Consider the following 20,391-nt stretch of genomic DNA (forward strand, 5'->3'; position numbering starts at 1 on the left):
CCAGGGCGGTAAACGGGATCATTGTTGTGTTCTTCTAGGTGCAGCAAAAAAACGACATCGGTGCGGCATGCGTCGGTGTCAGTCCATGGTGGTCCCTCGCTGAGCACTGGAGGCACGAACGATGAGTTGCGGGGCGATCGCGCTGGCCGACGCTGCCGATGCCGCCGGAGCGGCATGCGGTTCCAGCGCGGCGAGCAGCAGTTGCATGGCGCGGGCGCCGAAGCCGGCGATGTCCACGCGCATGGTCGTCAGGGCCGGATGCACGTAACGTGCCATCGGCACGTCGTCGAAGCCGGCCAGGGCGATGTCCTCGGGCACGCGCAGCCCGGCATGGGTGAAGGCGAACAGGCAACCCAGCGCCATCATGTCGTTGGCGGCGAACACCACGTCCGGCCGCTGGCCCTGCAGCAGGGCTTCGCCGGCGCGGTAGCCGGAGGCCTCGTCGAAGGCGCCGGGCAGCACCAGGGGCGCCTCCTGCGGGCAGCGCTCGCGCAGTTCGTCGCGGTAGCCGCGCAGGCGCTCGCGCGCGTCGAAGTTGTCGTCCGGCCCGGCGATGAAGGCGATACGGCGATGACCCACGTCCAGCAGATGGCGGGTCATGGCGCGCGCGCCACCGTAGTTGTCGACGTTGAGCACCTGCGCCTCGCCAAGGCGCTCGGCGCAGTTCATCAGCACCGCCGGCAGCGTGCCGGGCAGCAGGTCGGCCGGGTCCTCGGCATCGTTGGCCAGGTACGGCGACATGATCAGCAGCCCGTCGACGCGCCCGGGCATGCGCCGCACCGCCAGCCGCTGCTGCTCGGGTTCGCCGTGGTAGCTGGACACCAGCAGGTGCAGGCCGCGCTCTCGCGCCACCGTGTCGATGCCGCGGATCAGCTCGGAGAAGAACTCGCCGTGCAGGTCCGGCAGCACCACGCCGATGGTGTGGGTACGGCGGCTGCTCAGGCTGCGCGCGGCATGGTGCGGCACGTAGTGCAGGGTGCGCGCGGCTTCCAGCACCCGCGCGCGCACGGTTTCGGCCACGTGCTGATGGCCGTTCATCGTGCGCGACACGGTGGCGACCGACACGTTGGCCAGGCGCGCCACGTCCTTGATGGTGATGTTGGCGCGCGGATCCGGCGCCGGAACGGGGGGCGGGCTCACCAGCGTGCCTCCAGGGTCCGGTCGGACCTGCGCGTGGCGACGCGCAGGTGGGCAGACAGGCGCGGAGCGACGGACACGGTATGGGTGCCTCGCAGCGCACGGGACGAACGCGCCGCCGGCCATTGCGCACGCGGCGGCAAGCGGCGGTCCTGCGCCTGCGCTGGGGCCGTCATCGCAAGTCCGCACCGGACTGCAGACAACACCCAGCCGCAGCGGCGCGCGCCACCGTGACCGAGCACTCGGATGATCTCTGACGAATATCGCACTGGGTCCCCCGGCCAGCACCGCCTCAATCGAGGTGGGCGGACGTTAGCAGCAACTGCAAGCGGTTACATGATGCGTTGCAACATGTGCAATCCCCTGGCACATCGGGCGATACGCCGACATGTCTGTCCCGGCGGTCCCAGGCCGGGTCATGAAATGTCCTGCCGCGACAGCCCCGCCCCCTGGATGCCTGCCGGGTCGCCTCCGCACTGCCGTACCGTCCGGCTTGCCGGAATCGCCCGCGCCCAGCAAGATGCGGGACGTTTTGGGGAACGAGCCCGTACCGTATGTCGTCCTGCCCGACCCGGGTCATCTCCTCGCGCGCGCTGTGCATCCTGCTGCTGGCGATGCTCGCCCTGGCCATGGGCGGATGCAAGCGCACGCCCGCCGAACTGCCCGGCGCCAGCGCCGAGCCTGCCGCGGCGGTGCGCACGCTGGCGCACGCGCTGCAGCGCAACGACCTGCTCGGTTACGCCCAGGCCGCGGTGCCGCCGGCCCAGTACCAGCGCCTGCAGCAGGCCTGGAGCGAGGACCGCAGCCGCTGGCCGCTGACCGAACTGCCGCTGGCCGAACGCCTGCCCGAGGTGCTCGACACGCTCGCCGCGCCGGACGCCGAGCGCCAGCTGCAACGCGCCTTCGACGCGCAGTTCGGCGGCCAGGCGGCAAGCCTGAAGCAGGCGGCGCACTCGCTGGGCCTGTTCGGCGTGCAGTTCCTGCGCAACCAGGGCCACTACACGCCCGAGCAGCGCGGCCACTACGTGCAGTTGGTGCAGGCGCTGAGCGCGTGGGCAGCGCGCGCGCCGCTGTCCGAGCGCAAGCGCGCCCAGGCGGCGATCGCCCGGCTGTGCGCCGCCGCGCGCCGCACCGGCGTGCGCAGCGATGCCGACCTGCGCCAGCTGGGCATGGACGAGAGCCTGCGCCGGCTGGGGCCGTTCCTGGCCGACCTCAAGGCGGTACTGGCCGACTACGGCCTGGACCTGGACGCCAGCGCCGGTGCGCTACGCACCGGCCTGGTGAACCAGCAGGGCGACCAGGCCGTGGTGCGCATCCAGTACCCGCTGGACGGCGAACAGATCGACACCACCGCGGTGCTGGTGCGCCGCGACGGGCACTGGTACCTGCGCGACACCCTCAGCGAGGCGGATGCAGTGCTGGCGGCCAGCGCCGGCACCGCCGACACGGCCACGGCACCCGCCGCCGACCCCGCCCCGCCGGCTAAGCGATAATGGCCCCGATGCCAGAACAAAACCCCCTTCCGTTCCCCGACGACGCCGCGGCTGCACGCGCGGCCGACGCGGCACGTGCGCCCGCCGACGCCTCCCCGGCCGACCCCGGCGCGTCCCCCGCTTCGACTGCCGCTGCCCTGCCGGTGGCGGCGACCGCCCCACGCCAGGCCAAGGGCCCGCTGTGGGCGCGCCTGCTCGGCCGCCTGGCCGACCCCTGGCTGGGGCTGAAGATCGAACCGGCCGAGCCCGGCCAGTACAACGACGGCCGCCCGGTGGTGTACGTGCTGGAGGACTACGGCCTGTCCAACGCGCTGATCCTGGACAAGGCCTGCCGCGAATCCGGCCTGCCCTCGCCGCTGGTGCCGCTGCCCGGCGATCCGCTGGGGCGCAAGCGCGCCTACCTGGCGCTGTCCCGGCGCAGCAGCAACCACGCGCTGCTGCCGGAGCAGCGCGGCGCCAAGACCCACTCCGATTCGCTGGCCAAGCTGCTGCAGGCGCACCGCGAGCGCCCGGACTTGGACATCCACCTGGTGCCGGTGTCGATCTTCGTCGGCCGCGCCCCGGACAAACAGAGCGGCTGGTTCGCCGTGCTGTTCTCGGAAAACTGGGCGCTGGTGGGCAGCTTCCGACGCCTGCTCGGCGTGCTGCTCAACGGCCGCAGCACCATCGTGCGCTTCGCCCCGCCGGTGTCGATGCGGCAGACGGTGGAGGAAGGGCTGCCGCCCGAGCGCACCGTGCGCAAGCTGCAGCGCGTGTTGCGCACGCACTTCCGGCGCATCCGCGAGGCGGTGATCGGCCCGGACCTGTCGACCCGGCGCCTGCTGGTGGACCAGGTGCTGGCGGCCGAGCCGGTGCGCGAGGCGATCGCCTCGCAGGCCAAGCGCGACAACAGCAAGCCGGTGGACGCCTGGCGCAAGGCGCATGCCTATGCCTGGGAGATCGCCGCCGACTATTCCAGCCCGGTGGTGCGCTCGGCCAGCTTCCTGCTGACCCACGTGTGGAACCGCATCTACGCCGGCGTGCTGGTCCACCACCTGGACAAGCTCAAGGACGCCGCACCCGGGCACGAAGTGATCTACGTGCCCAGCCACCGCAGCCACATGGACTACCTGCTGCTGTCCTACCTGCTGTACGAACGCGGCATCGTGCCGCCGCACATCGTGGCCGGCATCAACCTCAACCTGCCGGTGGTCGGCACGCTGCTGCGCAAGGGCGGCGCGTTCTTCATCCGCCGCTCCATCAAGGGCAACGCGCTGTACTCGGCGGTGCTCAGCGAGTACGTGGCGCAGCTGGTGGCCGGCGGCTATTCGATCGAATACTTCGTCGAAGGCGGACGCTCGCGCACTGGCCGGCTGCTGCAGCCCAAGGGCGGCATGATCGCGATGACCCTGCGCGCGTTCCTGCGCCAGCCGCGCAAGCCGGTGCTGTTCCAGCCGATCTACGTCGGCTACGAGAAGCTGATGGAGGGCAACAGCTACCTCGACGAACTCAGCGGCCGGCCCAAGGAGAAGGAATCGATCTGGGCGCTGCTGTGGGGCATCCCCAAGGTGCTCAAGCAGAACTACGGCCAGGTGGTGGTGAACTTCGGCGAGCCGATCGCGCTGAGCCAGATGCTGGCGCAGCGCGCGCCGGAATGGGACGGCCAGCCGCTGGGCGAGGACGAGAAGCCGGCCTGGTTGAACGGCACCGTCGATGCGCTGGCGCAGCAGATCCAGGTCCATATCAACGCTGCCGCCGACGTCAATCCGGTCAACCTGCTGGCGCTGGCGCTGCTGTCCACGCCCAAGCACGCCATGGGCGAGGCCGACCTGATCGCGCAGATCGAACTGTGCAAGAAGCTGCTGGCGGAACTGCCGTACTCGGACCGGGTCACGGTGACCCCGCACTCGCCCGAGCGCATCATCGCCCACGCCGAAGAGATCAACGTGCTCACCCGCACGCCGCATCCGCTCGGCGACGTGCTCAGCGTCAACGGCGACAACGCGGTGTTGCTGAGCTATTTCCGCAACAACGTGCTGCACCTGTTCACCGCCTCCTCGTGGGTGGCGTGCTGCTTCCAGAACAACCGCCGCATGAGCCGCGCCGGCCTGCTGCGGCTGGGCCGCACCGTGTACCCGTTCCTGCAGTCGGAACTGTTCCTGCCGTGGAGCGAGGACCAGTTCGCCGAGCGCATCGAACGCACCATCGAGGTGTTCGTGCGCGAAGGCCTGCTGCTGCAGCTCAACGAGGACGACGGCAGCGTGCTGGCGCGCAACACCGGCCAGACCGACGAGGTGTTCCGTCTGCGCGCCATCGGCCACTCGCTGCAACAGGCGTTCGAGCGCTATTACATCGCCATCTCGGTGCTGGTGAAGAACGGCCCGGGCAAGCTCGGCGCCGGCGAACTGGAGAGCCTGTGCCAGCAGGCCGCGCAACGCCTGAGCCTGCTGTACGCACCGGCCGCGCCGGAGTTCTTCGACAAGACCCTGTTCCGCGGCTTCATCCAGAAGCTGCGCGAACTGAAGCTGGTGTGGCCGGACGAGAACAGCAAGCTGGTGTTCGACGAGCGGCTGGACGCGTGGGCCAAGGATGCGAAGTTCATTCTTGGCCGCGAGCTGCGCCACACCATCGAGCGGGTCAGCCCGGAAGCGGCCAAGGTGGAGGAGCCGCCGGTGCCGCAGGACTGAGGCGGCTGCCGTACCTCCGGTCGTGACGCGGTAGGAGCCGGGCGCGTGGCGACGCGTCAAACACGAGGGCGCCCTTCTATCACTACAGCGCGGCGCGTGGCGACGCGTCAAACACAAGGGCGACCCGCTATCGCTGCGGCGCGGCACAGTGACTTCCGACACGCGACCGCGGGCCGGTGCCGCCGCGAGCATGCTCCAGACTCCCTGCTGCGGATTCCGGCAATGCGCACAGCTCCCCTCTTCGTCCTGTTGCTGCTTGCCGCCTCCAGCGGACCCGCGTGGGCCGATCAGGGCGAACCCGATGGCAAGCACGACCATCGGCCGCAGGTGTCCTCGCGCCAGTGCGGCCTAAGCACGCCGTTCAACGTGCTAGCCGACAGCGGCGGCATCTGGCTCACCCGCGACGGCGGCGAGGGGCCGCGCGAGGTCTTCTTCCACGCCGGCGAACTGAGCGTGGATCATCGGGTGCAGCAGATCGGCCAGGCCGATGCGCAACGGCTGCTGGAGATGGAGCGCGAGACCCGCGCGCTGATGCCGGAAGTGGCCGATCTCTCGCACGAAACGGTAGACCTCAGCTACGACGTGCTCGGCGTCATCGTCGACGTGCTGACCGGCAGCGCCGGCAACGCGCGCAAGATCGAGCGGTTACGCAAGCAGGCCAATGCGTACGTCGACGGAACGCTTGGCATGGGGCGTTGGGACCAGACCGCATTCGACAGCAATTTCGAACGCTATGTTCAGACCCAGGCCGAGAGTTTCTCCGGCAGCATCGCCCGCCACATGATGTGGCAGATCGTCACCGGCCGCGCCGAGGCCATCGACAAGCGCGCCGACGGCATGGACGCCACCGTCGACGCCCGCCTCGATGCGCGCAGCAAGCGCGTCGAAGCCAAGGCCGCGGCGCTGTGCACGCGGGTCGCGCACCTGGATCACTTGCAGCAGGCGCTGGAGTACCGCTATCACGGCCAGCCGCTGCGCCTTCTCGTGGCGACCCAGGACGGCGTGACCGGGCCCGGCACCACCAGCGTCACCAGCATCGATGCGCCGCGCGGCAACGCGGTCGCGGTGCCGCCGGTCCCACAGAAGTGAGTCCGGCGCTGCAGCGCGTGTCGCGATCCGCGGTGGACTCCTGAAACGACGTGCCAAACACCCTGGTCCCTGCTACCGAGGCGCGGCTCAGGCCTCGAACAGATCCCCAGTGCGCGGCCCGGGATCGGCCGCATCGGGCGGGTACGTCAGTTGCCCCTGCGCACCGACGCGTGCGGCCGGGTTGGGGACCGCCGGCTCCTGGCGGCCGACATCGATCAGATGCACGACCGGGTGGCCATGGTGCAGCAGGTGGTCGCAGATGATCTGGCGGTGGCACTGGCGCCAGTAGGCCTCGGCACACATGACCGCGCAGGCGCCGTCATTGCCGAAGGCCTGCAACTCCGCCAAGGCCTCGGCGAATTCGCTGCCCAGCGCGTAGTCGGCGTAGTTGTGGAAGCTGACGCTGCGCCAGTAGCCGTTGCGTTGCGGATCGACGCCCGGCTGCTTGCCGCGGCGCCCACCCAGGGCGCGGAAATGCCGGTAGGCGACGCCCGCGGCAGCCAGCGCCGGCGCCAGCGCGCTGCCGTCGAACTGCGGGAACCGCCGCGAATACGGAAACGCGCGCACGTCGGCCAGGTGGGTGACGCCCGCGCCCTGCAGGATCTGCAGGAAGGTCTCCAGGCTGCGCGTGGAATGGCCGACGCTGAAGAAGGTCGCCGCGCTCACGCCGGTTCGTCGGGGATCAGCAGATGCTCCAGGCGCAGGATGCAGTCCTTCAGTTGCAGCTTGCGCTTCTTCAGCCGCTTGGCTTCCAACTCGTCGTCCAGATTGGCCGGGATGCGCTGCAGCTGTTCGTCGAGCGCACGGTGCTCGCGACGCAGGGCGTCGATGCGCAGGGAGATCTCGGCGGGCGTCAGGGTGTCCACGAGGTTCGAGCATACACAGGCCACCGGTCCGTCGTCACCGTGCAGCGCGCCGCTATCCCGGGCGCGGGCCAGCCTGCACAATGCGCATGGGCGCCGCGGCGGAGGCGGCACCCTCCCACCCTCGTGCCACCCGCGGCAGGATCGCCGCGCCGAAAGGAGTCAGCATGCGTTCGTTCCGTTCCCCGTTCGTTCTCGCCCTCGCCCTGGCGGCAGCCCTGCCGCAACTGGCCGCGGCGGCCGATCCCAAGTTCTCCGGCTTCCTGTGCTGCAACATGCGCAGCGACGGCAGCTGGATCAGCGACAGCAACTACGCCGAAGACGGCAAGCGGGTGATCCCGGCCGGCACCCCGGTGCAGGTGACCGGCTATGGCCGCTACCGGGTCAATGTGCTGATCGACGGCAAGAAGCAGTCCATCGGCAACGACTACAGCCGCGACCTGGGCAACGAGGCCTTCGCCCAGCGCTACGTGGTCGCGCAGGATCCCAAGCTGAAGCTGGCGGCCTACCCGCCGAAGATCCGCGAGGCGATCGCCGCCAACCGCGTGACCAAGGGCATGACCCGCGAGCAGGTGCTGATGGCGCTGGGCTATCCGATCAGCAGCGAGAACCCGAGCCTGGACGCGCCGCTGTGGCGCTACTGGCTCGACAGCTTCAACGAGTTCCAGGTGTCCTTCGACGGTGCCGGCAAGGTCGATAAGGTCACCGCCGATCCGAAGACCCAGAACCTGGTCTGGCAGCCGTAATCCCGGCGCGTCACTGCGCGCCATAGCGCCGCGCTCCCGATCCGGCGGAGGCGGCGCGAACCGCGCGCCATGGCCGCGGACTGCCGCGACAATGGCGCACCGGGAATGCGGCGCGGCGCGCCGCCGCCCGCTGCAATCAGCGACTCAACACCTGCGGCGGATCGGTCCGCGTCGGGCCTTGTTGCGACGCCTGCAGCGCCTGTTCCTGCTCCTGCACCTGGCGCTGCGCCTGCCCCTGCTGCGCCCCCAGTTGCTGCAGCTGCTGGTAGGTCTCCTGCGCCGGCCGCGCGATCGCCTCGCTGGTCGGCATGTGCGCGCGATTGGCATAGGGATCCGGCGAGACATCGCCGCCGCTGCGGTACACGAACGCCAGTTCGCCGCCCTGGTGGGAGGCAGTGGGCCGGTTGAAGCCCACCGACAGCTGATCGCGCTCGCTGAAGCCGCTCTGCCTGGCCAGCAGGGTCAGGCTGGCGGTCATGCGCTCGCTGTTGTCGTCCCAGCCCTTGCCAATCGCCTGTTCGGCCTGGGCCACGCCGCTGCGGACCCGGTCATGCAGGGCGCGGTCGGCGGCGCCCGGAGCGCCGGCCGGCTCGCCGGCACGCGGCGCGGGTGGTTGCGCTTGCGGCTCGGGCTGCTGTGCCGGCGCTGGCGCCGGTGCGGGACCGTCACGGAATCCCGCCGGCAGCAGGTCGCGCGGCACCTGCACGGCATCGATGCCGACCGCCTTCAGGTCGGCATGCACCGCCGGCGGCGTGCGCTCGGGGTGCTGCGCCTGCGCCCGGTCTTCGGCGTTGGCGATCTGCGCCAGCGCGCGCTCGCCATAGTTCTGCGGATAACCACGCGCGTCGTAGAACAGCTTGCCCATCGCCTCCACGTTGCGGGGGTTGTCGGCGTCGATCTTCAGATCCTTGCCGAAGCTCAGCCCGTCCCTGGCGGTGTAGGTGGCCTTGCTGCCTACGCCCTGCTTGTCGATGTAGCTCGCCATCTCGCTGCTGGCGTTGTACAGGTCCTTGAGCGTGGCCTTGGGGTTGTTGCGGGTGACGTAGTCGGCCAGGGTGTTGACCCCGGCGATCTCGTCCTTGGCCTCGCGGGTGCGCTGTTCCTGCCCGTAGGCCTGAAGCGTGGCGGTGTAGTCGTGCGGCGAGGGCGAGGCGGCGATGCCGTCGACCTTGGCGGCGAACGCGGCGTCGCTGCGGTCGATGGCGGCCTTGTTGATCGCATGGCCGATCTCGTGGCCCAGCACGATGCGGGCGGTGTTGGCCGAATCGTCGCGCGGTGCGTTCATCTTGGCCGTGGCCAGCACGTCCATCGGCAGCTCGATCTGTCCGGTGCGCGGGCTGTACGAGCCGGTGCCCGCCTCGGGGCTGGGCGCGAAGCCGGACAGCTGCTGTTGCCCGATCGCCTGTTCCACGCGCGAGCGCAGCTCCGGCGTGTTGTCCAGCATCTGCCGCAGCGCCTGGCCTTCCCTCGGATGCGCCTGCGCGAAGGTGTCGACCATGCCCTTCAGGCGTTCGTCGTCGTGTGCCATCTCCGCTCTCCCTTATGCGTCGACCTGGATCTGCAGCATCTCCACGCACGCCTGCGCGTCGTGTTCGCCAGCGTCCTTGCCGAGGAAGGCGTACACGGCGACCGCACCGCGTTCGAAATGCCAGCGGCCGGCGCTGCCCTGGCGCGGCGGCGCGATCCAGTGCGGCACGAAGCCGGCAGCGACCAGCGCCTGGCGATATCCGGCCAGCGACTGCGTGCACTGAGCCGGCGCCGCGCCCGGCGCGGGCGTGAAGCGCAGGTCCAGCCGCGACGGCGGTGCATCGTCGGCATCGGCGACCGATTCCAGGGTGTAGCCGCCACCGCCGGCGAGCGTGCCGGACGCGCTGAACGCGTGACCGCCCTCGTCCTCGACCTGCACGCCGGTCTGCGCGGCGACCTGGGTGGCGACCAGATCCTGCTTGCCGCCGATCGCCAGGATCAGCCGTACTACGCCTTGTGTCAGTTGCTCTGGCGTCATCTCCGCCATGGCCCGCTCCTTGTCTGCAGGGGTGATCGAGGGGGAAGAGGAATGCGCGCCGGCACAGGCGGCCAGCAACGTGGTGGCCAGCACCAAGGCCGCGCGCAGCGCCGGGCGCGTGCCGGCTGCGTGCCGCGCGCTGCGGCGATTGCGATACAACATCCGCTCCATGAAACGCCTCTCCGTCAAACGCCTTCCGCGCATCGGGACGCGGTCGGGCATGAGCGTGCGATTGTAGCCAGGGCGTCGACGTCTGGCAGCCCAGGGCTGCGCCGCTGCGTCAATCCCAATCGGCGAGGCGCTGCCAGACGAAGCCGGGCAGGTCGATGCGCTTGCGCGGCGTGCCGTCCCAGTCCACGGTGAAGCCTGCCGCGCGCAACGCCGCGGCGACCTGCTGGCCGGCCGCCAGGTCCGCGTCCTCGCGCCCGTCCAGATCGCCGAACGCCAGCATCAGCCCGTCGCCGTCGATCGCCCGCTCCATGTCCTGGCCGTGATAGAAGCAGTAGCCGTGGTAGCGCCTGTCCGGCGTGTCGGCCACCGCCTGGTTCACTTCGACGTGGCCGTCGGACATGGTGTAGCCGGCATTGGCCACGGCGCAGATGCCGGTCTCGTGCAGCCGCTCGAACAACGCATCGAGCCGGTCGCAATCGGTCTGCGCCGGCCAGGTCTGTTCGGCCTGCTGCTTGGCCTGCCACTGGCTGGCGACCGAGGCGCGCAGCATCGCCTCGTCGCAGTCCTCTTCGAGGATGTCCTCGATCATCTCCTGGATCTCGTCCTGGGAGTAGAACCCGGACCAGACCCATTTGCGGATCGCGTCGTACACGTAGGCGTCGGATTCGTTCATGGCAGCGCCTGCGGGCTTTCGGGACCATCCATGATTCCACACGTCAGCCGTCGCTGCAGCGCCTCGGGATCGGTCACAGGAGCTCTCTGGCGGATATCTGCATCGCCCGCGTGCTTTGCAGGCGCCGGCAAAAGTGGGCGCCGAGGCACTGGCTGACGGTTGACGCAGGCGCGTCCCTGCCGCGAGATGCCGGCATGGCCTCGTCTTGCACGCGCGCCTGACGCCCGAGCGACGCTGGACCACGACGGAACAGCAGGCGGCCGGGGCCCCACGGACATCGAGGGTTGCCATGAAACAGCATCCGCGAGCATGGATCGCGCTCCTGCGAACGCACGCCGTGCACCATTCTCCCGGGGGAACCGGGGAGAGGCGTGGCGAACGCGCTGCGGTCAGCAGCGCGCGCCATCTCGGCGTTCCTAGCAGGCTTGTTCGACCAGTAACGGCGCCACCTGACGCGGACCACGCCGGGAGGTCGAGGTACCGGCCGTGCCCAAGGGCTTGGCCTGGCGCCGCGCCGTCAGGTCCCCGTTGCTGCCGGACAGGACGAACACCTTCACCGCGTCGCTGAGCTGGATCGCCTGCTCCTCCATTGACTGGGCCGCCGCCGCCGCTTCTTCCACCAGGGCGGCGTTCTGCTGCGTGGCCTGATCCATGTGGGTGATGGTCTGGGTGACCTGCTCGATGCCGCTCGACTGCTCCTGCGAGGCGGCCGAGATCTCGGTCATGAAGTCGGTCACGCGCTGCACGCTGACGACGATCTCGTGCATGGTGCTGCCGGCGCTGTTGACCAGCAGGGAGCCGGCGTCCACCTTGCTCACCGAGTCGTCGATCAGCTGCTTGATCTCCTTGGCGGCCTCGGCCGAGCGTTGCGCCAGCACCCGCACTTCGCTGGCGACCACGGCAAAACCGCGGCCCTGCTCGCCGGCGCGCGCCGCCTCCACCGCGGCGTTGAGCGCCAGGATGTTGGTCTGGAAGGCGATGCCGTCGATCACGCTGATGATGTCGGCGATCCGCCGGGACGAGGTCTGGATGCCGTTCATCGTGTCGATGACCTGGGCCACCACCGCGCCGCCTTGCGAGGCCACCGCGGTCGCGCCGATGGCCAGCTGATTGGCCTGGCTGGCGCGTTCGGCATTTTGGCGCACGGTGGAGGTCAGTTCCTCCATCGAGGCGGCGGTTTCCTCCAGGCTGGCGGCCTGCTGCTCCGTGCGGCGCGACAGATCGGCGTTGCCGGCGGCGATCTCGCCGGCGGCGCCGGTGATCTGCCCGGACGCATGCTGGATGCGGCCGACGATCCCGGTCAGCTGGGCCACGGTGGCATCGGCATCCTCGCGCATCTGCGCGAACACGCCCTGGAACTGCCCCTCCATGCGCGTGGTCAGGTCGCCGCTCGCGATGTCCTGCAGCAGCCTGGACAGCGCCTGCAGGTTGCCGTCGGTAGTCGCCATCAACTGGTTCAACCCCTCGACCATGTCGCGGAAGTCGTACTGGAAGCGCGCGCTGTCGCCGCGCACGGCGAAGTCGCCGGCGGCCGCGGCGTCGACCAGTTGCCCGATCTCGGCATTCATCGCCGACAGATTGCGCTTGACCTGGTCCATGGTCTCGGTGAGCGCGGCCTGCTCGCCGGGCAGGCGATCCATGTCCTGCGACAGGTCGCCGATCGCATAGCGTCCCATGATCTCGAGCAAGCGCTGTTGGAGGCTCACGTGCATGTCGAGCAACGCATTGCTCTCCCGCACCATGCGCGCGTACTCGCCGGGAAACGCGTGCTCGTCCATGCGCTGGCTGACGTCGCCGCGCTCGTGGTGCCTGGCCATCTGCGACTGCGCCGCCATCACCGCCTGCAGCTGCGCCTGCATGCGGTCCATGCTGGTCAGTAGGCGGCCGGTCTCGTCCTTGGGCTGCGGCGGGATCCGATGGTCCAGCCGGCCCTGAGCGATGGATTCGGCGATTTCGGTCGCGCGCCCGAGCGGTCCGGCCAGGCTGCGGGTGATCAGCACGCTCAAGGTCGCGCCGAGCACCGCCGCCAGCAGGCCGAACCCGATCAAGGCACGATTGCTGAAGAGCAGGGCCGCCTGGATCTGCTCGGAGCTGAGCGCGTTCTGCCGGATCTGCAGATCGACCGCGTTCTGGATCACCTCCACGCGCCGCGCCAGCAACGGCGCGGCATCGCCGTACAGCAGTTGCCTGGCCGCCTCGATCTCGCCGGCACCGGCCAACGCCAGCACCCGGCTGTTGACCGACCGTGCGGCCGCCTGCGCGGCATGGATCTGCTTGCGCATGGCCAGACCTTCCGGCGTGCCTGGCAGGGCGTCCAGGGCCTGGCGAAGGCGGTCGTTGTCGGCACGGATCTCCTGGATCTTGGCGGCGATCGCCGGACGCTTGTCGGCCGGCGACAGCATCATGTCGCGCAGGTAGCGCTCCGCGCTCATATTGTTGCGCAGCATGGTGTACAGCAGTCCGGTCTTCTGATTGTTTTCGTGGACGATCTTGTCGACCGCCTGGCGCACGTTGTGGAACTGGTAGAGCGCCAAGGTAGAGGAAGCGCCAAGCAGCACGATCAGCAGGCCGAACGACAGCGCAAGGCGCTGACTCACCTTGAAGGAGCGAAAGAAATGCATCGGGGGGGGGGACTCGCGAGGGGGGTACCTTTATCGGTATCTGCATCGCGAACTTGACCCCCTGCGAGCGACCCAGGTCCCAAATCCGGAAAGTCGCAGGCACAGGCGTCGCTGGCGCCGCGCCATCGCGCGGCACCGCCGATGCCCACAAAAGAAGATACGCCACCGTATTGCCCGCGCGGCGCGCGCGGCAGGCTCGAATGGCGTTGTTGGCGCGCACTGCAACGCGCGCTCATGCCTGCAGCGGTGAGTTCTGCGCGACGTCGACCGCCGCCTGACAGACGTTGGCAGGCGCACCGGACAGGATGCGGCGTATGTCGAGCGCACGGTCGCGGCGCGATCGCTCGGCGCGGGGCCGCATGCAGCGGACTGGTCTGCGACCCGACACCCATCGCAGTGCGTACGACGGGGCCGCCGCGCCGCCTGGGTGCCGCATTACCGCATCGGCGCATCGGTGCGGGAAGCGGCGTCACCGCACGCGCTTCTCATCCCGGCGACGGACGCGCGGTCGCATCGGCCAAGCCGGCGCGACCGCGCACTGCCCTGCGGCTAACGACGGCAGATCGGCTTACTTGATCTCCACCGCACCCAGATCGCACACCGCGGTATTGCGCGGAGTGCCGCGCTGGTCGATGGCGGTACAGCCGGCGCCGGCGTTCAACGCGGGGCTGTTGGCCGCAGGCAGTTGGGTAAGCGTCGGTCCGCCGTTGTTCGCAGGGGCGGACAGCAGTGGGTCGGCCGTTTTCACGTTGCCCGCGGCTAGGCAAGCGTTCGGCCAGACCGCGCCCTTGGCCGAGTACTCGATGAGGTTGTTGCCGGTGTTGCTCTGGTTGTTGCAGAACACGCGCTCGGTCTTGGAGTACAGGATGCTGTTGCGGATGTCGAACTTGTCGCCGAACAGCGTCACCCACGGCGTGTTCTCGGCGAAGGTGACGTTGTTGAAGCGCACGCTGGGACTGCCCTGGTCGCCGTTGGCCGGCTGCCAGCCGACATGCTGGATGGCCGCGCCCACGCCTTTGGCGGAGTTGCCGTGGAAGGTGCTGTTGCTGACGTCGCAGGCGCCGTAGCAATCCAGGTACAGCGCGCCGGCGTTGCCCTGTTCGGCGGTGTTGGACAGGAAGCTGGTCTCGGCAATGTTGATGGTGCCCGGCGTGGTGATGGCGGTGCCGGCATGCGAGGTGTCGGTGAAGCCCATGCTGATGCGCGCACCGCCGCCCGGGCCACCGGTGGCGACGTTGTTGGCGAAGGTGGAGTACTTCACGTCGATGGTGTCCGGCGCATACGCCCACAGCGTGGCACCGCCGGACCCGTTGGCGGCGACGTTGTTGCGGACCACGGTGCCGCACATCGCCAGCGTGCCGCCGCTGCCGACGCCGCCCTTGAGATAGCCGGCCAGCGACGCACCGTCGGTGTCGATCGCCCCGCCGCCACCGAAATTGCCGGCATCCGGGAATCCTTGCGGGGCGTTGATCGCCTGGTTGTTGGCGAACTCCGAGCCGACGATGGTCAGCCGGCTGAGCTGGGTATACAGCGCGCCGCCGAGCCAGGAGGTGTTCTTGTAGAAGCCGCTGCGGACGATGGTCACCTCCGCGTCGCTGCCGGCGAAGATCGCGCCGCCGCCGATGCTGCTGCGGTTGGCCAGGAACTGGCTGTTGATGGCTTCCAGCTTGCCGCGGTAGCCGACCTTGATCGCGCCACCGCCCCAGGTGCCCGGGTCGTAGGCCTGGTTCGATGCCGGCTGCACGGAACTGCCGTTCTGCAGTTTCAGGTTGCGCACCGACAGCGCGCTGCCGGCGTTGACCAGCAGGATCCGGGTGGACTGGCGGCCATCCAGGGTGATCTTGCCCTGGCCATCGAGCACGGTGGGCGTGGTCGCCGCGATGGTGATCGAGCGGTCGATCGCGATGCTGGTCGGCTTGGCGCCGCAGTTGAAGGCGATGTAGCCGCCTTGTGCGACTGCGGCGGCCAGCGCACTGGCAGTGCAGCTGGCCTGCGTGCCGTTGCCGACCACCGTGGCCGCGGTCGGGAGCGCCCAAGCCTGCGGCACGCTGCATTGTGGCGCCGCGGGGACGGCGGCGATCGCCGTGGCGGCGGTCATCAGGGCGATAACGCCAGCAGCATGCGCGCTGGCTTTCAGGGAACGCGTCGTGGTCATGATCGTGCTCGATAGGGTTGCGGGGGAACAACGCGACACGCGACAGTCATTCGACTGTCATGCATGTCGCTGACACCTCGAGTGCAGGACGGCCGCCGGGCCGACCGGCGGCATAGGGTGCTTGAGCGCGTGTCGATCGACCAGAACGCAGGTAGCAGATCGCGCGATTGCGCACACACCACATGCGACAGCGCGCCGATGCGCGGCGCGTGGCACGGTTTGGGTGCGTTGCAGGGCACGTTCCGGCAGCGCATCCGGTTGCTGTACGTGCGCGCGAAGCGCCTGGCCCGCGCTACAGCGTGTCCAGGCGTCCGCGCAGGTGTTGCGCATGCGTGCGCAAGGCCTGCAGTTGCGCGGCCGGCAGCTTGCCGAGCTGGCGGTAGACCATGTCCAGGCGGCGATTGCGCCCCAGCGTGTCCTGGTGCCGCGCGAAGAAGTCCCAGTACAGCGCGTTGTATGGACATGCACGCGCGCCGGTCTTCTGCTTGCGGTCGTAGCGGCAGCCCTGGCAGTAGTCGCTCATGCGGTCGATGTAGGCGGCGCTGCTGACGTAGGGCTTGGTCGCGAGCAGGCCGCCGTCGGCGAACTGGCTCATGCCCACCGTGTTGGGCAGCTCGACCCACTCGAACGCGTCGATGTAGACGCCCAGGTACCAGCGGTGCACCGCCGCCGGATCCAGGCCGGCGAGCAGTGCGAAGTTGCCGATGACCATCAGCCGCTGGATATGGTGGGCGTATGCATCCTGCAGGGACTGGCCGATGGCGTGGTGCAGGCAGCGCATGTGCGTGTCGCCGGTCCAGAACCAGGCCGGCAGCGGCGTGTCGTGGCCGAGCGCGTTGCGTGCGGCGTAGTCGGGCATGTGTGCCCAGTAGATGCCGCGCACGTACTCGCGCCAGCCCAGGATCTGTCGAACGAAGCCCTCGACCGCCGCCAGTGGCGCGGTGCCGGCGTCGTAGGCCGACAGCGCGCGCTGCACCACTTCCTGCGGCCGCAGCATCTTGGTGTTGAGGGCGAAGGAGAGCTGCGAATGGAACAGGCGCGGACTGCGCGTACTCATCGCATCTTCGTAACGGCCGAAGTACGGCAGGCCGTCGGCGATGAAGCGATCGAGGCAGGCCAGCGCCTCGGCGCGGTGCAACGGCCAGCGCAGCACGTCCGCCTGTGGCTGGCCGAAGCTATCCACGCCGGCGGCCTGGATGGTTGCCCACAGTGCGCTGTGATCGTGGACTGGGCGCGCATCCGGCGGCGGCGGCGGATCACCGGGCCAGGGCTGGCGATTATCGTGGTCGTAGTTCCACTGCCCGCCCTCGGGCGTGCCGTCGGCCACCAGCAGGATTTGGTGGCGCTTGCGCATATGCCGGTAGAAGTGCTCCATCAGCCATTGCGGACGCCCACGGAAAAACTCCGCCAGTTCGCCGCGGCGAGTGTAGAAGTGCGCGCTGTCCACCGCTTCGGTGGCGAAGGCCTGCGTCGCGCCCCACTGCCGCAGTTGCTGGTCCAGGCGCCATTCGTCGGGGTCCTGGTACTGCAGGCGCTGCGCACCGTAGTGCGCCATCAGCGCAGCGAGATTGGCGGGGATGGACTGGCGGTTGCTGGCGTCGTCGATCGCCACATAGCGCACGCGGTGGCCCGCCGCGCGCAGCTGGGCGGCGAATGCGCGCATGGCGGCGAAGATGGCGAGGATCTTCTGCGCATGGTGCAGGACGTAGTCGGTCTCCTGCCGCACTTCCATCAGCACATAGACCACGCCGGGATCGCGCACGTCGAACCAGGGATGTTCGGGATCGAGCTGATCGCCCAGCACCAGACGCAAGGTGTGGGCGGTGGGCTGCATCGGGCTCATGCAGCGCGGCCGGCGTGCGACCACGCACCGCGGCGGCGCGCCATGCTGCGGCTCATGGCGGCCCCGGCACGGACACGCGCTTGCGCTCGCCACGGCAGCGGTCGGAACAGTACTTCACATCGTCCCAGACCTTTTCCCACTTCTTGCGCCAGCGGAACGGCCAGCCGCAATGCAGGCAGGGCTTTTCCGGCAACTCGTGTTTCTTGCGCATCCTCGGTCCCCGGGCGGTGTGGGATGGACCGGCGTGGCCGGGGCCGACAACCGGCGTATGCATAGTGTGCCCCGCTGTCCCTTGGCGAGACACTCTGCTGCGGGCAGAGCGCAACGGCGACCAGATGCCGCCATTGAGACCGGACTGCGCTACTGTCCGCCCACGCTGCGCGCCGCGCGATCACGACAGAGTGGGTCCGTTATGCACCGGGGATACGTGCTGTTTGTTGCATTGCTGGCCGCGAGCGCGGCGCCGGTCTCGGCTGCGGAGCCTGCTCGCATCACGGACGCGGTTGCGGCGTACGACGCGAAGGACTACGGCACCTGCGCCGACACCTTGGCGCGAATCGACGGGGCGCCGGCCGGCCTGCCGAGCGGGGCGGATCTGTTCTACGTCGAATGCCTGGCCGCCGCCGGCAGGACCGAGGCGGCCCTGAAGGTGCTCGACACGCGGTTGGCGCAAGGCCGCATCGATGTAGAGGAGCTCATGCACAAGGATCGGCCCGGTCTCAACCGGTTGCGCAGCTTGCCGACGTGGCCGTCGCTGCTCGCACGTGCCAAGACGCTCGATGCGACGCGCCAGGCACGCGTCGACCAGCCGCTGCGGCAGGAGTTGCTGGCACGTGTGCAGAAGGACCAGGCCGTCCGACAGAAGGCCATCGACGAGGGAAACACCCCCGCGTCATGGCAACGGACGGTGGCGGTTGACCGGGCCAACACCGCCTGGCTTAAGACGGTGGTGACGAAGAACGGATGGCCGACGCGCACATCGGTGGGCGAAGACGGATCCAAGGCAGCGTTCCTGATCGCCCAACACGCCACGCTGGACCCGGGCTTCCAGGAGCAGGTGCTCGCGTTGATGCAGTCCGCCCTGGCGCAGAAGGAAGCGGATCCTTCCGACGTTGCGATGCTGCAGGATCGCGTGCTGCTGCACCAGGGCAAGCCGCAGCTTTACGGGACGCAGTTCAGAACCGAGCCGGACGGCACGATGGTCCTGGACCGGACCCAGGACGTCGATGGCCTGGATGCGCGCCGGGCGACGATGGGCCTGCCGCCGATCGCCGAGTACAAGACCTTCCTCTCCGAGGTCTATCACGCGCCCGTACGATGAGCGCACCTGGCGCCGTCACTCCTGCGCCGGCCACTCGCGGAACACGACACAGACCGTGGTGGGGTCCAGCATCGCGAATTCGCGCGCGCCCCAGGGCTTGAGCGCGACGGTGCGGGCGTTGGGATGCAGCCACTGCGGTGCGCGTGCGGACAACTCCGCATGGATCGTGTCGATGCAGTCGGTTTCGATGCCCAGTTCCGGCCGATCCTTCGCCGCCCATTCCGCGTTTTCCACCAGGTAGGCCTTGGCGCCGTCGCGCGCGATCACCGCCATCGTCTCGTCCTGATACAGCACCTGGAAGCCCAGGCCATCGACGAAGAACGCCAGTCCATCCTGCAGGCGCTCGTAAAAGATCTTGGGAATGAGGTTCTTGAACATGCGAGGACCCTGCGTGCGTGGCCAGCGGCGAGTGTAGCGGGCCGGTCCCGGTGCGGCATGACTGCGGAGGACGGACCGCGCCGGATGCGCGTCCTTCGCGGAAGACGGCACTGCCTCGGCGCCAGCGCGGCCGATGCCGTTCGCGGTGATGCAGTGCACCGCGGACGGCCTGTCCTTCTGCGCGAACAGCAGCGAGGAGCTGCGCTGCTTAGGCACCGTCATTGACCGCCTAACCGGCACGTTCGGCACGGTCGCGGTGGTGGAACTGGAGTGAGCCGCAACGCCGCCGCGCCAGCCACGCCGACTACACTACCGCCGATGACCTCGCCCCTGCCCCTGCCGCCGCTGCAACCGCTCGCCGATCCCGCACCGCCCAGCGCGCGCAATGCCGCGGCGCTGGGCAAGCGCCTGTGCCGGCAGGTCGGCCAGGCCATCGCCGATTTCGGCATGATCGGCGCCGGCGACAAGGTGATGGTGTGCCTGTCCGGCGGCAAGGACAGCTACACCCTGCTGGACATCCTGCTGCAGCTGCAGCGCAAGGCGCCGGTGCCGTTCGAGCTGGTGGCGGTGAATCTGGACCAGAAGCAGCCGGGCTTTCCCGCCGACGTGCTGCCGACCTACCTGCGCCAGCGCGGCGTGCCCTGGCATGTGATCGAACAGGACACCTACTCGGTGGTCACCCGGGTGGTGCCGGAAGGCAAGACCCTGTGTTCGCTGTGCTCGCGGCTGCGCCGCGGCGCGCTGTACCGCTACGCCGCCGAGCACGGCTTCACCAAGATCGCGCTGGGCCACCACCGCGACGACATCGTCGCCACCTTCTTCATGAACCTGTTCTTCCACGCCAAGCTGGCGGCGATGGCGCCGGTGCTGCGTAGCGACGACGGCCGTCACCTGGTGATCCGGCCACTGGCCTATGTGCGCGAGGACGACATCGCCGCCTACGCGCAGGCGCAGGCCTTCCCGCTGATCCCCTGCACGCTGTGCGGCAGCCAGGAGACGCTGCAGCGCCGCCAGGTCGGGCAACTGCTGCAACAGTGGGACCGGGAGCATCCGGGGCGGGTGGAGCAGATCGCCCGCGCCCTGGGCAACGTGCATCCGGCGCAGCTGGCCGACCGCGCGCTGTTCGACTTCGCCGCGCTCGGCGGCGCGGCGATCGCCCCGGCTGCCGCCTGGGCGGACGACGCGCCGGGCTGAGGCCCCTCGCTGAACCGCCCGATGCGGTGCCCGGGC

General features: G+C 69.4%; 17 protein-coding genes. 6 read left to right on the forward strand and 11 right to left on the reverse strand.

All coding sequences use genetic code 11. The features are described 5' to 3' along the window. Window positions 1-78: 78 nt before the first annotated feature. Window positions 79-1,140, reverse strand: a complete 1,062-nt coding sequence (locus GGR64_RS14935; RefSeq protein ID WP_184646824.1) for a LacI family DNA-binding transcriptional regulator — start codon at window positions 1,138-1,140, stop codon at window positions 79-81. A gap of 551 nt (window positions 1,141-1,691) precedes the next feature. Between GGR64_RS14935 and GGR64_RS14940 the strand changes: the two genes are divergently transcribed. The 3 genes from GGR64_RS14940 (at window position 1,692) to GGR64_RS14950 (ending at window position 6,385) form a co-directional block, all read left to right on the forward strand. Then, window positions 1,692-2,630: a hypothetical protein gene (locus GGR64_RS14940; RefSeq protein ID WP_184646826.1), complete on the forward strand. Its 939-nt coding sequence runs from the start codon at window positions 1,692-1,694 to the stop codon at window positions 2,628-2,630. Further along, the gene (gene plsB, locus GGR64_RS14945; protein ID WP_184646828.1) at window positions 2,630-5,296 is read left to right on the forward strand and encodes a glycerol-3-phosphate 1-O-acyltransferase PlsB; all 2,667 of its coding nucleotides are present in this window, start codon (window positions 2,630-2,632) and stop codon (window positions 5,294-5,296) included. Before GGR64_RS14940 ends, plsB begins: the two co-directional genes overlap by 1 nt. A 249-nt stretch (window positions 5,297-5,545) precedes the next feature. Further along, complete coding sequence (locus GGR64_RS14950) at window positions 5,546-6,385, forward strand: YggN family protein (RefSeq protein WP_260303041.1); 840 nt, start codon at window positions 5,546-5,548, stop codon at window positions 6,383-6,385. An 87-nt stretch (window positions 6,386-6,472) separates the two neighbouring features. Here GGR64_RS14950 and GGR64_RS14955 read toward each other — a convergent pair whose 3' ends face one another. Then, window positions 6,473-7,051: a DUF488 domain-containing protein gene (locus GGR64_RS14955; protein ID WP_160967089.1), complete on the reverse strand. Its 579-nt coding sequence runs from the start codon at window positions 7,049-7,051 to the stop codon at window positions 6,473-6,475. Beyond that, on the reverse strand, window positions 7,048-7,251 hold the full coding sequence (locus GGR64_RS14960; RefSeq protein ID WP_017908896.1) for a DUF465 domain-containing protein: 204 nt from the start codon (window positions 7,249-7,251) through the stop codon (window positions 7,048-7,050). Before GGR64_RS14960 ends, GGR64_RS14955 begins: the two co-directional genes overlap by 4 nt. 164 nt (window positions 7,252-7,415) lie before the next feature. On the opposite strand from GGR64_RS14960, the gene bamE reads away from it, so the two are divergent. After that, window positions 7,416-7,994 carry an outer membrane protein assembly factor BamE gene (bamE, locus tag GGR64_RS14965; RefSeq protein ID WP_184646832.1) on the forward strand — a complete coding sequence of 193 codons (579 nt, stop codon included), beginning with the start codon at window positions 7,416-7,418 and terminating at the stop codon, window positions 7,992-7,994. A 136-nt stretch (window positions 7,995-8,130) separates the two neighbouring features. Here bamE and GGR64_RS14970 read toward each other — a convergent pair whose 3' ends face one another. From GGR64_RS14970 to GGR64_RS15000, 7 genes are all read right to left on the reverse strand, one after another. Then, the gene (locus tag GGR64_RS14970) at window positions 8,131-9,522 is read right to left on the reverse strand and encodes an XVIPCD domain-containing protein (protein WP_184646834.1); all 1,392 of its coding nucleotides are present in this window, start codon (window positions 9,520-9,522) and stop codon (window positions 8,131-8,133) included. Between the two features lie 12 nt (window positions 9,523-9,534). Further along, window positions 9,535-10,170 carry a hypothetical protein gene (locus GGR64_RS14975; protein WP_184646836.1) on the reverse strand — a complete coding sequence of 212 codons (636 nt, stop codon included), beginning with the start codon at window positions 10,168-10,170 and terminating at the stop codon, window positions 9,535-9,537. Window positions 10,171-10,279: 109 nt separating this feature from the next. After that, on the reverse strand, window positions 10,280-10,843 hold the full coding sequence (locus GGR64_RS14980) for a hypothetical protein (RefSeq protein WP_184646838.1): 564 nt from the start codon (window positions 10,841-10,843) through the stop codon (window positions 10,280-10,282). A gap of 416 nt (window positions 10,844-11,259) precedes the next feature. Continuing rightward, the gene (locus GGR64_RS21000) at window positions 11,260-13,464 is read right to left on the reverse strand and encodes a methyl-accepting chemotaxis protein (protein WP_184646840.1); all 2,205 of its coding nucleotides are present in this window, start codon (window positions 13,462-13,464) and stop codon (window positions 11,260-11,262) included. 568 nt (window positions 13,465-14,032) lie between these two features. After that, window positions 14,033-15,619 carry a choice-of-anchor Q domain-containing protein gene (locus tag GGR64_RS14990; protein ID WP_184646842.1) on the reverse strand — a complete coding sequence of 529 codons (1,587 nt, stop codon included), beginning with the start codon at window positions 15,617-15,619 and terminating at the stop codon, window positions 14,033-14,035. Window positions 15,620-15,911: 292 nt separating this feature from the next. After that, a complete protein-coding gene (locus GGR64_RS14995; protein WP_184646844.1) occupies window positions 15,912-17,462 on the reverse strand; it encodes a cryptochrome/photolyase family protein in 1,551 nt (516 codons plus the stop codon). A 52-nt stretch (window positions 17,463-17,514) separates the two neighbouring features. Next, window positions 17,515-17,673: a DUF2256 domain-containing protein gene (locus tag GGR64_RS15000; protein ID WP_184646846.1), complete on the reverse strand. Its 159-nt coding sequence runs from the start codon at window positions 17,671-17,673 to the stop codon at window positions 17,515-17,517. A 201-nt stretch (window positions 17,674-17,874) separates the two neighbouring features. On the opposite strand from GGR64_RS15000, the gene GGR64_RS15005 reads away from it, so the two are divergent. Continuing rightward, entirely contained in the window at window positions 17,875-18,783 is a 909-nt protein-coding gene (locus GGR64_RS15005; RefSeq protein ID WP_237475320.1) for a DUF6624 domain-containing protein, read from the forward strand. Window positions 18,784-18,798: 15 nt separating this feature from the next. On the opposite strand, the gene GGR64_RS20930 is transcribed toward GGR64_RS15005, so the two are convergent. After that, window positions 18,799-19,377: a hypothetical protein gene (locus tag GGR64_RS20930; protein ID WP_260303033.1), complete on the reverse strand. Its 579-nt coding sequence runs from the start codon at window positions 19,375-19,377 to the stop codon at window positions 18,799-18,801. 102 nt (window positions 19,378-19,479) lie between these two features. On the opposite strand from GGR64_RS20930, the gene ttcA reads away from it, so the two are divergent. After that, window positions 19,480-20,355 (forward strand): tRNA 2-thiocytidine(32) synthetase TtcA, encoded by an 876-nt coding sequence (gene ttcA / locus GGR64_RS15020; RefSeq protein WP_184646852.1) that lies wholly within the window; start codon window positions 19,480-19,482, stop codon window positions 20,353-20,355. Window positions 20,356-20,391 lie beyond the last annotated feature (36 nt).

Origin of the sequence: Xanthomonas sp. 3307 (assembly GCF_014199735.1) — a bacterium.
Taxonomy (GTDB): domain Bacteria; phylum Pseudomonadota; class Gammaproteobacteria; order Xanthomonadales; family Xanthomonadaceae; genus Xanthomonas_A; species Xanthomonas_A rydalmerensis.